Source organism: Caballeronia sp. AZ10_KS36, assembly GCF_023631105.1.
Lineage (GTDB): Bacteria > Pseudomonadota > Gammaproteobacteria > Burkholderiales > Burkholderiaceae > Caballeronia.
This window is the reverse complement of record NZ_JALQDQ010000013.1, coordinates 124,046-136,614: the sequence shown is the minus strand read 5'-3', so window position 1 is coordinate 136,614 and position 12,569 is coordinate 124,046. Positions and strand designations below refer to the sequence as shown.

Genomic DNA, 12,569 nt, shown 5'->3' with positions numbered 1-12,569 from the left:
CGAGGCTGGCAGGACCGGCTAAGGCCTCACACCGTCATGATTTCGGCTTCTTTCGTCTGAACGAGCTTGTCGATTTCCGCCACGAATTTATCGGTGAGCTTCTGAACGTCGTCACTTGCGCGGCGCTCGTCGTCTTCCGAGATTTCCTTGTCTTTCACGAGCTTCTTCAGCTGCTCGTTGGCGTCGCGGCGCAGGTTGCGCACCGCGATCTTCGCCGTTTCGCCTTCGCTCTTCACGACCTTCGTGAGTTCGCGGCGGCGCTCTTCGGTGAGCGCGGGCATCGGCACGCGGATCAGATCGCCTTGCGTGGCCGGGTTCAGGCCGAGATCCGATTCGCGGATCGCCTTTTCGACGACGGCGACCATCTTCTTTTCCCACGGCTGCACGCCGATCGTGCGGGCGTCGACGAGCGTCATGTTCGCCACCTGCGAGATGGGCACGTTCGAGCCGTAGTAATCAACCTGGATGTGATCCAGCAGGCCGGTGTGCGCGCGGCCCGTGCGGATCTTGGCGAGATCGGCCTTGAATGCTTCGATCGATCGCTGCATCTTCTGATCGACGCCCTTTTTGATGTCAGCCACACTCATTTGAACCTCCAAAACCTGGGTTTACTGGCGATGCGGGCGCCCGCTTCGCCCTCACCCGGCGCGGTTCACGCCGGGGTGCGCGCGGCGCCCGATTACGCGAGAGTTTACACGTGGACGAGCGTCCCTTCGTCGTCGCCTTGCACGATGCGCTTGAGCGCGCCGGCCTTGGTGATCGAAAACACGCGGATCGGCAGCTTCTGGTCGCGGCACAGGGCGAAAGCCGTGGCGTCCATCACCTGCAGATTGCGGCCGATCGCCTCGTCGAAGCTGATCGTGCTGTAGCGCGTCGCGCTCGGGTCCTTCTTCGGGTCGGCGGAGTATACGCCATCGACCTTCGTCGCCTTCAACACCACTTCGGCGCCGACTTCCGAGCCGCGCAGCGCGGCAGCCGTATCCGTCGTGAAGAACGGATTGCCCGTGCCGGCCGCGAAAATCACGACCTTGCCTTCTTCGAGCTGGCGAATGGCGCGCGGGCGGATATACGGCTCGACGACCTGATCCATGCGCAGCGCCGACTGCACGCGCGCCTCGATGCCCGCGTGGCGCATGGCGTCCTGCAGCGCGAGTGCGTTCATCATCGTGGCGAGCATGCCCATGTAGTCGGCCGTCGCACGGTCCATGCCGGCCGCGCCGCCCGCGACGCCGCGAAAGATGTTGCCGCCGCCGATCACGACGGCCAGTTGCGTGCCCATCCGCACCACTTCAGCGACGTCCGCCACCATCCTTTCGATTGTTGCGCGATTGATGCCGAAAGCATCGTCGCCCATGAGGGCTTCGCCGGAGAGTTTGAGAAGTACGCGTTTGTAGGCTGTGGGCATATGAGGTTCCGATCGCGCCGAGGAGGGTTGCAACAACGTAGAACTGTAGGGGTGAAACAATAGTTACCGCAAGCGGCCCGGATCGAACTGACGGGCGCGGCATGTACGGGTTAACCCGAACCTACCGCGCCCGCCACATGATGCGAACCGGAACGCCTTGAATCTTGCGGCAGATGCCTGATGCGATCCGCCGCGGGTGTCCGCTTCGACGCGGGGCCGCGCCATTTGGGCGCAGCGCCGCGGATACCGCTTTTACGACTGCTTGGCCGCCGCGACTTGCGCCGCCACTTCTGCCGCGAAGTCGTCCTGGCGCTTCTCGATGCCCTCGCCCACGACGAACAGCGCGAACTTCTGCACCGACGCGTTGGCCGCCTTCAGCATCTGCTCGATGGTCTGCTTGTCGTTCTTCACGAACGGCTGGTTCAGCAGCGACACTTCCTTCAGATACTTCTGGATGCTGCCGTCGACCATCTTCGCGACGATCTCAGCCGGCTTGCCCGACTCGGCGGCCTTCTGCTCGGCGATGCTGCGCTCTTTCGCGATCAGGTCCGCCGGCACTTCGTCCGACGACAGCGACACCGGCTTCATCGCGGCGACGTGCATGGCGACGTCCTTGCCGACCTGCTCGTCCGCGCCCGTGAACTCGACGAGCACGCCGATGCGCGTGCCGTGCAGGTAGGACGCCAGCTTGTTGGTGGTTTCGAAGCGCACGAAGCGGCGGATCGACAGGTTCTCGCCGATTTTGCCGACGAGCGCGAGACGCACGGCGTCGACCGTGTTGCTTTCGTACGGCATGGCCGACAGCGCAGCCACGTCAGCCGGGTTGCTCTTTGCGACCAGCGCCGCGATGCCCTTGCCGAACGTCATGAAGTCGTCGTTCTTCGCGACGAAGTCGGTTTCGCAGTTCAACTCGACGAGCGCGCCCACGCCGCCTTCGACGTGCGCCACGACGATGCCTTCGGCCGTCACGCGCGATGCCGCCTTGCTCGCCTTGTTGCCGAGCTTCACGCGCAGCAGCTCTTCAGCGCGCGCCATGTCGCCGTCGGCTTCGGTCAGCGCCTTCTTGCATTCCATCATCGGCGCATCGGTCTTCGCGCGCAGTTCTGCCACCATGCTTGCGGTAATTGCCGCCATCATTCGCTCCTTGAGTCTGTTTGATACGTGCCGCCGGCGTCTGCGCCCACGGCAAAGATTGGTTCAACCATCGCGCCGACTAAAAAAAAGGGGCCTTTCGCAAAGCCCCCTTTTTTGTCGGCCACAGGGCTCGATTACGCCTCTGCGTTGACCTCGACGAACTCGTCGCCTTCGCCGTTGCGCACAGCCTGAACGACGTCGTTCACGGCGTTCGCGCGGCCTTCGAGGATCGCGTCCGCGACGCCTTCGGCGTACAGGGCCACGGCCTTCGACGCGTCGTCGTTACCCGGGATCACGTAGTCGATGCCTTCCGGCGAGTGGTTCGTGTCGACCACGGCGATAACCGGAATGCCGAGCTTCTTCGCTTCGGTGACGGCAATCTTGTGGTAGCCGACGTCGATCACGAAGATCGCGTCCGGAATGCCGCCCATGTCCTTCACGCCGCCGATCGACTTTTGCAGCTTGGCGATTTCGCGTTCGAACAGAAGGGCTTCCTTCTTGCTCATGCGCTCGGTTTCACCCGACTCGACCGCTGCTTCCATGTCCTTCAGGCGCTTGATGGACACCTTCAGCGTCTTGAAGTTCGTCAGCATGCCGCCGAGCCAGCGGGCGTTGACGAAAGGCATGCCCGCGCGCTGGGCTTCCTGCGCGATGGTGTCGCGCGACTGGCGCTTCGTGCCGACGAAAAGAATCGTGCCGCGATTCGCTGCCAACTGGCGCACGTACTTCAGCGCGTCGTTGTAGAGCGGCAGCGTCTTTTCGAGGTTGATGATGTGAATCTTGTTGCGATGACCGAAGATGTACGGGGCCATCTTGGGGTTCCAGAAGCGCGTTTGGTGACCGAAGTGGACACCGGCTTCCAGCATTTGACGCATCGTGACTGCCATGAAATTCTCCGCGAGGGTTGGGTCTTAAGCCGGCTGCCGCATCCCGCGCCCGATTTCAGCGTTTCTCGCTGACCAGACGCCGAACACCCTGGGTGCGCCGGCTTGAGTTTCGAAAAAGCGCCGCTTCGTGAGAAGCGAACGCTCTAAGTCTTGCCACTCCGAATCAACCAAGAAAGTGGACTAAGACTTAGCCCATGAGTATAGCATGTGACGATTACACCGCTCAAGCCGCCCGATGCCTGCAAAACCGGCGCGCGAACCGGCTGCGCCCTCGCGCGCGCCGCAGAATCGCGCTGCGGCGCCTTTCCTAAGGTGCGATAATGCCGGCTTCGCGGCTCACGCCCGCCTCCCTGCAAAACCGCGCATTCAGAGCCCGTCATGTCCATTACGCTGAAAAACGAACACGATATCGCGCACATGCGCGTCGCCTGCCGGCTCGCCAGCGAAGTGCTCGATTTCATCACGCCGCATATCGTGCCGGGCGTGACCACCGAAGAACTCGACCGCCTCTGCCACGAATACATGGTGAAGGAACAGGGCACGGTTCCCGCGCCGCTCAACTATCAGCCGCCCGGCTATCCGCCGTATCCGAAAGCCACGTGCATTTCTGTGAACGACGTGATCTGCCACGGCATTCCCGGCGAGAAGGTGCTGAAGAACGGCGACGCGCTCAACATCGACATCACGGTGATCAAGGACGGCTATTTTGGCGACACGAGCCGCATGTTCATCGTCGGCGAGGGCTCGATTCTCGCAAAACGCCTCGTGCAGACGACCTTCGACTGCATGTGGCTCGGCATCGATCAGGTGCGCCCCGGCGCGCATCTCGGCGACATCGGCCACGCCATTCAGAAGCACGCCGAAGCGCAGGGCTACAGCGTCGTGCGCGAATACTGCGGCCACGGCATCGGCACGGTGTTCCACGAGGAGCCGCAAGTGCTGCATTACGGGCGGCCGGGCACGGGCATCGAATTGCAGCCGGGCATGATCTTCACCGTCGAGCCGATGATCAACGCCGGCCGGCGCGACATCCGCACGATGCCCGACCAGTGGACCGTCAAGACGCGCGACCGCAGTCTCTCGGCGCAATGGGAGCACACCGTGCTCGTCACGCCGACGGGCTACGAAGTGCTGACGGTGTCCGCCGGCACGCAGGCGCCGTCGCAACTGATCGCGGCGACCGCCTGAGTGGCGCGCCCACGCGCTGCGCGCGCCGCGCGCAGCCGCCTTCCGGTTCCCTCGTCCGCCGGTCCTTTCACCTCTCGCCGATCCGTCCCATGAGCGTCACTGCCGTCGTCGCCTCGCCTTGCGAAACGCTGCGCGCCGCCTACAAGGCGGCGAAGGCGGCACTCATCGAACGCTTCGAGACGGCATCGAATGTCGACTCGTTGATGCAGGCGCTCGGCCGCGCCACCGACGACGCGCTCAAAGGCGCCTGGTCGGCATCCGATATGCCGGCGAGCGCCGCGCTCGTCGCGGTCGGCGGCTACGGGCGCGGCGAGCTTGCGCCCTACTCGGACGTCGACATTCTCGTGCTGCTGCCGGACACCGTGCCGCAGGCCGATGAGGCCGAGCTCAACGAACGCGTCGAGCGATTCATCGGCATGGCGTGGGATCTTGGGCTCGATATCGGCAGCAGCGTGCGCTCGGTCGAGCAATGCATCGCGGAAGCCGCCAACGACGTGACGGTGCTGACGTCTCTGCTCGAAGCGCGGCGCCTTTGCGGCGACGCGGCGCTCTTTTGCCGTTTCACGGAGCGCTATCGCGAAACGCTCGATCCGCGCGCCTTCTTCCAGGCGAAGGTACTGGAGATGCGGCAGCGTCACGCCAAGTTCCAGGACACACCGTACAGCCTGGAGCCGAACATCAAGGAAAGCCCGGGCGGCCTGCGCGACCTGCAATTGATCCTCTGGATCACGCGGGCGGCGGGGTTCGGGTCGAGCTGGCGCGAACTGGATGCGCGCGAGCTCATCACCGAACGCGAAGCGCGCGAACTGCGCCGCAACGAAGCCTTTCTGAAGACGCTGCGCGCCCGCCTGCATGTGATCGCCAAGCGCCGGCAGGACATTCTCGTGTTCGATTTGCAGACGCCGCTCGCCGAAAGCTTCGGCTTCAAGGCGACCGCCGCCAAGCGCGCGAGCGAACAGCTGATGCGCCGCTATTACTGGGCGGCCAAAGCCGTCACGCAGCTCGCCACCATCCTGATCCAGAACGTGGAAGCGCAGCTTTTCCCGTCGACGTCGGGCGTCACCCGCGTGCTGTCGGACCGTTTCGTCGAGAAGCAAGGCATGCTCGAAATCGCGAGCGACGACGTGTTCGAACGCGAACCGCACGCCATTCTCGAAGCCTTCCTGCTGTACGAGCAGACGCGCGGCGTGAAGGGCCTGTCCGCGCGGACGTTGCGTGCGATCTATAACGCGCGCGAAATCATGGACCGCAACTGGCGGCGCGACCCGGAGAACCGGCGTCTTTTCATGGAAATCCTGAAGCAGCCCGAAGGCATCACGCATGCGCTGCGGCTCATGAACCAGACGAGCGTGCTCGGGCGCTACCTGCTCAACTTCCGGCGCATCGTCGGGCAGATGCAGCACGACCTCTATCACGTCTACACGGTCGATCAGCACATCCTGATGGTGCTGCGCAATCTGCGCCGCTTCGCCATTGCGGAGCACGCGCACGAATACCCGTTCTGCAGTCAGCTGATGGGCAACTTCGAGCGGCCGTGGGTGCTTTACGTCGCGGCGCTGTTTCACGATATCGCGAAGGGCCGCGGCGGCGATCATTCGACGCTCGGCATGGCGGACGCCCGCCGCTTCTGCCGCGAGCACGAGATGAGCGCGGACGATACGGAACTCGTCGTGTGGCTGGTGCAGCAGCATCTGACGATGAGCCATGTCGCGCAGAAACAGGACACGAGCGATCCGGAAGTCATCAAGCAATTCGCGTCGGTGGTGAAGACGGAGCGGCGTCTGACCGCGCTCTATCTGCTGACCGTGGCGGACATTCGCGGCACGAGCCCGAAGGTCTGGAACAACTGGAAAGGCAAGCTGCTCGAAGACCTGTACCGCGCGACGCTCGCCGTGCTCGGCGGAGCGCGGCCCGACACACATTCCGAACTCAAGTCCCGGAAAGAAGCCGCGCTTGCGCTCCTGCGCCTCGAAACGGTGCCCGAGCACGCGGAAAAGCGGCTGTGGGATCAACTCGACGTCGGCTATTTCCTGCGTCACGATCCGGCGGACATCGCGTGGCAGACGCGCGTGCTGTACCGGCACGTCGAGAGCGACGCGCCGATCGTGCGCGCCCGGCCCTCGCCGATCGGCGCGGCGCTGCAGGTGCTCGTCTATCTGCGCGACCGGCCGGATCTGTTCGCCGGCATCTGCGCGTATTTCGACAAGAACGGCCTCTCCGTGCTCGATGCGCGCATCACCACGACGCGCCACGGTTACGCGCTGGACAACTTCCTCGTCGCGCATCCGGATCACGACGGCAGTTATCGCGATATCGCGAATCTGGTCGAGCAGCAACTGAGCGCGCGCTTGATGGACGAAAGCATTCTGCCGGAGCCGTCGAAAGGCCGCGTCTCGCGGCTCGTGCGAAGTTTTCCGGTCACGCCGCGCGTGGATTTGCGCCCTGACGAGCGTGGCCAGTACTACATCCTGTCCGTGTCGGCGAACGACCGGCAGGGCCTTCTTTATTCGATCGCGCGCGTGCTCGCGCAACACCGGATCGGCGTGCAGGCGGCGCGCATCAACACGCTCGGCGAACGCGTCGAAGACGTGTTCCTGCTCGATGGCCGAGGCCTGTCGTCGAACCGCACGCAGATCCAGGTCGAAACCGAACTGCTGCGCGCGATCGCAGCCTGAGACTTTATGCGCGTCAAACTGACAGCCAAACATCCGCGTCCCACATCGTCGACGCGATCGCCGATCCGTTCCGGATCGATCACCGGGCGCAAGCCTGCGCGCGATGCCGCGCCCGAGAAGCCACTGGTCAAGCGCGGAAAGCCGGCCGATGCGCGGGCGGGGTCGACCGGACGGTCGGATGCGTCGGGCGAGCGGCGTGCTTTCAAGCCGCGTGATGCGGCTGGGGATCGCAATCGCGATACGCGCGGCGACGAGCGGCGGCCTTTCAAACCGCGTGGGGATGAGTCGCGGGCTGCGTTTGGCGATCGCGGTCCGCGTCGGGCGGCTGAAGGACGGGGTGAGCGTGATTCGCGTTCCGAGGAGCGGCGTGCTTTCAAACCGCGTGGCGATGATTCGCGCCCGGCATTCGGTGATCGTGGTCCGCGTCGGCCGGCGGAAGCGCGCGGAAACAGCGATTCCCGCAGCGACGAACGCCGTCCGTTTAAACCACGCGGCGACGATTCGCGCCCGGCCTTCGGTGATCGTGGCCCGCGTCGGCCGGCGGAAGCGCGCGGCAACAGCGATTCCCGCAGTGACGAACGCCGTTCGTTCAAACCACGCGGCGATGATTCGCGTGCTGTGGGCGATCGTGGTCCGCGTCGAGCGACTGAAGGACGCGGCGATCGCGAATCGCGTTCCGACGAGCGGCGTGCTTTTAAGCCGCGCGGCGATGATTCGCGACCGGCTTTTGGCGATCGCGGTCTGCGTCGGGCGGCTGAAGGACGCGGTGAGCGCGATTCGCGTTCCGACGAGCGGCGTGCTTTCAAACCGCGCGGCGATGATTCGCGGGCTGCGTTTGGCGATCGAGGTCCGCGTCGGGCGGCTGAAGGATACGGTGAGCGACATTCCCTCAGCGACGAACGCCGTCCGTTCAAACCACGCGGCGATGAGTCGCGTGCTGTGGGCGATCGCGGTCCGCGTCGAGCGACTGAAGGACGCGGCGACCGCGATTCGCGTTCGGACGAGCGGCGTGCTTTCAAACCGCGCGGCGATGATTCACGTGCAGCGTTCGGCGACCGTGGTCCGCGTCGCGCGGCCGAAGGGCGTGGCGATCGCGATTCCCGCAGCGACGACCGCCGCCCGTTCAAGCAACGCAGCGACGACTCGCGCCCGACTTTCGGCGATCGCGGCCCGCGTCGGCCGGCCGAAGCGCGCGGCGACCGCGATTCCCGCCCGTCATTCAGCGACCGCGGCCCCCGCAAACCGACTGAAGCACGCGATTCCCGCACAGACGACCGTCGCCCATCGAAATCGCGCGGCGACGCCCCACGAGCGGCCTTAGCAGCCAACGAAGGAGCCCCCAAGAAACCCCACGCTCACGGCGACAACCTCGTTCGCCTGTCGAAAGTCATGTCCGAACTCGGCCTGTGTTCGCGCCGCGAGGCCGACGAGTGGATCGAAAAAGGCTGGGTGCTGGTCGATGGCGAGGTGATCGACACGCTCGGCTCGCGCATTCGCCCGGATCAGAACATCGAGATTCTGCCCGCCGCCCGCTCGGCGCAGTCGCAACTCGTCACGATTCTGTTACACAAGCCCGTCGGCTACGTGTCGGGTCAGGCCGAAGACGGCTACGAGCCCGCCGTCACGCTCATCAACCCGTCGAATCACTGGGACGAAGACCGTTCGGGAATTCGTTTTTCACCGGGACATCTGCGCACGCTCGCGCCGGCGGGTCGTCTGGATATCGACTCGACCGGCCTGCTCGTCCTGACGCAGGACGGCCGCATCGCGAAGCAGCTGATCGGCGGGCACTCCGAAGTGGACAAGGAGTACCTCGTGCGCGTGCGCTACGGCGAGCATACCGTCGATGTCGACCAGCACCTGCCCGCGGAGAAACTCGCGCTGCTGCGTCACGGCCTTGAACTCGACGGCGTGCCGCTCAAGACCGCGCAGGTGAGCTGGCAAAACGGCGAACAGCTCCGCTTCGTGCTGCGCGAAGGCAAGAAACGTCAGATTCGCCGTATGTGCGAGCTCGTCGGGCTGGAAGTCGTCGGCCTGAAACGCATTCGCATGGGACGCGTGACGCTCGGTGCGCTGCCGCCCGGCCAGTGGCGTTATCTGGCACCCAACGAGACCTTCTGATTCGTCACACGTCGCAAAAACGCGACATCCGAAGCCCGAAAACGGCGCGATCGCTTATCGATCGCGCCGTTTTATTTTGTCCACATTTAGGCTAAAGAAAATCGGTCAAATGTCCGTTAGGTACGGAATGTCCGAGCACTTTTGACAGCCCCAACGCGTCGAGGACGGGCATCGGAATAACGGCAATCAGGATCAACGCTTCAAGGAGAGTGGCCATGTCAGTTGAAATCATCGTTCGTGCGACAGAAACCGGTCTTGAAATCGTGAGCGGCCGACGACGGCTCGAAGCCTTGCTCGCCCTGCGCGATGAAGTCGTCGTGACGAGCCCCGGCATCGGAGAGATGGTGTTCGCGCGCCTGCCCGACGGCCGTCTGCAAGGCTCGGCCAATCCCAAGCACGTCGCGCTCTTTCGCCAGCCCGACACCGCGCGCGATCCCGAAACGTTGACCTGAACGAAAAAACCCGCTTGCAGCAAGCGGGTTTTTTCTTAGGCGGTGCCTGAATCGGTCGGTTCAGTCGTCGCGCGGGTCGAGCCCCGGAAAAAGCACTTCGGTGAAGCCGAACTTCGAAAAGTCGGTGATGCGCATCGGGTACAGCTTGCCGATCAGATGATCGCACTCGTGCTGCACGACGCGCGCATGAAAGCCCTCCGCGAGCCGTTCTATCGCGTTGCCGTACTGATCGAAGCCCTGGTAGCGAATCATCGAGAAACGCTGCACCGCGCCGCGCAGCCCCGGCACCGAAAGACAGCCTTCCCAGCCCTCCTCCATGTCGTGCCCGTTGGGCGTGATGATCGGATTGATGAGCACCGTCTCCGGCACGGGCGGCGCGTCCGGATAACGCTCGTTGTGGCCGAAGCCGAAGATGACCACTTGCAGATCGACGCCGATCTGCGGCGCGGCGAGCCCCGCGCCGTTCGCGTCGCGCATCGTGTCGAACATGTCCTGCACGAGCGTGTGCAGTTCCGGCGTGTCGAAATGTTCGACAGGCTGAGCGATGCGCAAAAGACGCGGATCGCCCATCTTGAGAATTTCCCGGATCATGGAGTGACTCCTTCCAATAGCTTTTTCATGCCGTCTTCGTCGACGACGGGAACCCCGAGTTCCTCCGCCTTGGCGAGCTTGCTGCCCGCCTCCGCGCCCGCCACCACGTAGTCGGTCTTTTTCGAGACAGAACCGGCCACTTTCGCGCCGGCCGCCTCCAGCATTTCCTTCGCTTCCTCGCGCGAGAGCGTGGGCAGCGTGCCCGTCAGCACGACCGTCTTGCCGGCGAGCGCCCCCTGCGGCGCTTTCGGCGCGCGCGGCCCTTCCGGCCACGACACCTTGGCGCGCAACTGCTCGATCACGTGCTGGTTATGCGCCTCGCTGAAAAAGTTGTGAATCGCTTCAGCGACGACCGGCCCGACATCATTGACTTCCAACAGCTGTTCGACCGATGCCGCCATGATCGGATCCAGCGAGCCAAAGTGCTTCGCGAGATCCTTCGCCGTCGATTCGCCGACATGCCGGATGCCGAGCGCGTAAATGAATCGCGGCAGCGTCGTGTGTCGCGCCTTTTCGAGCGAATCGAGCAGGTTCTGCGCTGACTTGTCGGCGAAACGGTCGAGCGCCGCGAGCGTCGAAAAGCCGAGATTGAACAGATCCGCAGGCGTGCGCACGAGGTTCTGCTCCACCAACTGGTCGATGATCTTCTCGCCGAGACCGTCGATGTCGAGCGCGCGGCGCTGCGCGAAATGCCACAGCGCCTGCTTGCGTTGCGCCGGACAGAATAGCCCGCCTGTGCAGCGCGCCACGGCTTCGTCCGGCAGGCGCTCGATCTTCGAGCCGCAGACCGGGCATTGCGTCGGCATGACGAACTCGCGGGCGTCGGCAGGACGGCGTTCGAGTATCGCGCCGACGACTTCCGGGATGACGTCGCCCGCGCGGCGCACGGTCACCGTATCGCCGATGCGGATGTCCTTGCGGCGCACTTCGTCTTCGTTATGCAGCGTCGCGTTGGTCACCGTCGCGCCGCCGACGAACACCGGCGTGAGCCGCGCCACCGGCGTGATCGCGCCCGTTCTGCCGACCTGCACGTCGATGGCCACGAGTTGCGTGAGGGCTTCCTGCGCCGGGAACTTGTGGGCGAGCGCAAAGCGCGGCGCGCGCGAGACGAAGCCGAGCTTGTCCTGCTCGTCGCGCCGGTTGACCTTGTACACGACGCCGTCGATGTCGTACGGCAGCTTCTCGCGCTTCTCGCCGGTCTTGCGGAAAAAACCGAGCAAGCCTTCCGCGCCTTCGACCACGCCGCGCTCGGCGTTGACCGGCAGCCCCATTTCCCGGTACCAGTCGAGGAGCGCCGAGTGCGTGTCGGGCATCTCGGCGCCTTCGAGCACGCCGATGCCGTACGCGAAAAACGACAACGGCCGCTGCGCCGTCATCTTCGGGTCGAGCTGGCGCAGGCTACCCGCCGCCGCGTTGCGCGGATTCGCAAACTCGCGCTGTCCGGCGTCGCGCTGGCGAGCGTTCAGGCGGTCGAAGTCGCGCTTGAACATCAGCACTTCGCCGCGCACGTCCAGACGCTTCGGCACGTTGGCGCCTTTCAGCGTCAGCGGGATGGAGCGGATGGTCCGCACGTTGGCCGTCACGTCCTCGCCGGTTGCGCCATCGCCGCGCGTCGACGCCTGCACGAAGCGGCCGTCGTCGTAGCGCAGGGAGATTGCCAGCCCGTCGAATTTCAGCTCGCACGCGTACTGCACCGGCGCGTGGCCGAGCGCGTCCGACACGCGTTTGTCGAACGCGGCGATGTCTTCGTCCGCGAAGCCGTTGTTGAGCGACAGCATCGGCACATCATGAACGACCGGCGCGAAACCTTCGGCGACCTGACCGCCCACGCGCTGCGTCGGCGAATCCGGCGTAACGAGTTCCGGATGCGCCGCCTCGATGCCCTGCAATTCCTTGAAGAGCGTGTCGTATTCGGCGTCGGGCAAGTCCGGCTGGTCGAGCACGTAGTACGCGTAGTTCGCGCGCTCGAGCTCCGCGCGCAGCCACGCGGCGCGCTCCTCCGGCCGGTCGGCGCTGGGCACGGGCGCGAGCGACTTGGCGGTGGCGGCGGATTCGGCTTTCGTTTTTGCGGACATGCGGCTTTCGAGGAATGAAATGAGTCAGTTGGACCGACCGT

10 protein-coding genes are annotated in these 12,569 nt (G+C 64.6%); 4 read left to right on the top strand and 6 right to left on the bottom strand.

Annotation, left to right across the window (positions count from 1 at the left end):
• Positions 1 to 26: 26 nt before the first annotated feature.
• From frr to rpsB, 4 genes are all read right to left on the bottom strand, one after another.
• Positions 27 to 587, bottom strand: coding sequence for a ribosome recycling factor (gene frr, locus NCR35_RS07290; RefSeq protein WP_159835988.1), 561 nt, complete (start codon positions 585 to 587; stop codon positions 27 to 29).
• Positions 588 to 691: 104 nt separating this feature from the next.
• Complete coding sequence (pyrH, locus tag NCR35_RS07285; RefSeq protein ID WP_159835987.1) at positions 692 to 1,405, bottom strand: UMP kinase; 714 nt, start codon at positions 1,403 to 1,405, stop codon at positions 692 to 694.
• A 252-nt stretch (positions 1,406 to 1,657) separates the two neighbouring features.
• Positions 1,658 to 2,539 carry a translation elongation factor Ts gene (gene tsf, locus NCR35_RS07280; protein ID WP_250533928.1) on the bottom strand — a complete coding sequence of 294 codons (882 nt, stop codon included), beginning with the start codon at positions 2,537 to 2,539 and terminating at the stop codon, positions 1,658 to 1,660.
• Between the two features lie 134 nt (positions 2,540 to 2,673).
• Positions 2,674 to 3,426 (bottom strand): 30S ribosomal protein S2, encoded by a 753-nt coding sequence (rpsB, locus tag NCR35_RS07275; RefSeq protein WP_087043768.1) that lies wholly within the window; start codon positions 3,424 to 3,426, stop codon positions 2,674 to 2,676.
• Between the two features lie 378 nt (positions 3,427 to 3,804).
• On the opposite strand from rpsB, the gene map reads away from it, so the two are divergent.
• The 4 genes from map to NCR35_RS07255 all read left to right on the top strand — a co-directional run bounded on the left by map (position 3,805) and on the right by NCR35_RS07255 (position 9,862).
• Positions 3,805 to 4,614: a type I methionyl aminopeptidase gene (gene map / locus NCR35_RS07270; protein WP_175940132.1), complete on the top strand. Its 810-nt coding sequence runs from the start codon at positions 3,805 to 3,807 to the stop codon at positions 4,612 to 4,614.
• A gap of 89 nt (positions 4,615 to 4,703) precedes the next feature.
• Positions 4,704 to 7,289 carry a [protein-PII] uridylyltransferase gene (locus NCR35_RS07265; protein WP_250533827.1) on the top strand — a complete coding sequence of 862 codons (2,586 nt, stop codon included), beginning with the start codon at positions 4,704 to 4,706 and terminating at the stop codon, positions 7,287 to 7,289.
• Positions 7,290 to 7,295: 6 nt separating this feature from the next.
• Positions 7,296 to 9,410, top strand: coding sequence for a pseudouridine synthase (locus NCR35_RS30070; protein WP_250533826.1), 2,115 nt, complete (start codon positions 7,296 to 7,298; stop codon positions 9,408 to 9,410).
• Between the two features lie 215 nt (positions 9,411 to 9,625).
• A complete protein-coding gene (locus NCR35_RS07255) occupies positions 9,626 to 9,862 on the top strand; it encodes a hypothetical protein (protein WP_250533825.1) in 237 nt (78 codons plus the stop codon).
• A 60-nt stretch (positions 9,863 to 9,922) separates the two neighbouring features.
• Here the strand turns inward: NCR35_RS07255 and def are convergent, their stop codons facing one another.
• Positions 9,923 to 10,453 carry a peptide deformylase gene (gene def, locus NCR35_RS07250; protein WP_244848497.1) on the bottom strand — a complete coding sequence of 177 codons (531 nt, stop codon included), beginning with the start codon at positions 10,451 to 10,453 and terminating at the stop codon, positions 9,923 to 9,925.
• A complete protein-coding gene (gene ligA / locus NCR35_RS07245) occupies positions 10,450 to 12,528 on the bottom strand; it encodes an NAD-dependent DNA ligase LigA (protein WP_250533824.1) in 2,079 nt (692 codons plus the stop codon). The genes def and ligA overlap by 4 nt, the downstream gene beginning before the upstream one ends.
• Positions 12,529 to 12,569 lie beyond the last annotated feature (41 nt).

Excerpts from the sequence above, each read along its gene's own strand:
- frr (WP_159835988.1), bottom strand. The coding sequence starts at position 587 with ATGAGTGTGGCTGACATCAAAAAGGGCGTCGATCAGAAGATGCAGCGA.
- pyrH (WP_159835987.1), bottom strand. The coding sequence starts at position 1,405 with ATGCCCACAGCCTACAAACGCGTACTTCTCAAACTCTCCGGCGAAGCC.
- tsf (WP_250533928.1), bottom strand. The coding sequence starts at position 2,539 with ATGGCGGCAATTACCGCAAGCATGGTGGCAGAACTGCGCGCGAAGACC.
- rpsB (WP_087043768.1), bottom strand. The coding sequence starts at position 3,426 with ATGGCAGTCACGATGCGTCAAATGCTGGAAGCCGGTGTCCACTTCGGT.
- map (WP_175940132.1), top strand. The coding sequence starts at position 3,805 with ATGTCCATTACGCTGAAAAACGAACACGATATCGCGCACATGCGCGTC.
- NCR35_RS07265 (WP_250533827.1), top strand. The coding sequence starts at position 4,704 with ATGAGCGTCACTGCCGTCGTCGCCTCGCCTTGCGAAACGCTGCGCGCC.
- NCR35_RS30070 (WP_250533826.1), top strand. The coding sequence starts at position 7,296 with ATGCGCGTCAAACTGACAGCCAAACATCCGCGTCCCACATCGTCGACG.
- NCR35_RS07255 (WP_250533825.1), top strand. The coding sequence starts at position 9,626 with ATGTCAGTTGAAATCATCGTTCGTGCGACAGAAACCGGTCTTGAAATC.
- def (WP_244848497.1), bottom strand. The coding sequence starts at position 10,453 with ATGATCCGGGAAATTCTCAAGATGGGCGATCCGCGTCTTTTGCGCATC.
- ligA (WP_250533824.1), bottom strand. The coding sequence starts at position 12,528 with ATGTCCGCAAAAACGAAAGCCGAATCCGCCGCCACCGCCAAGTCGCTC.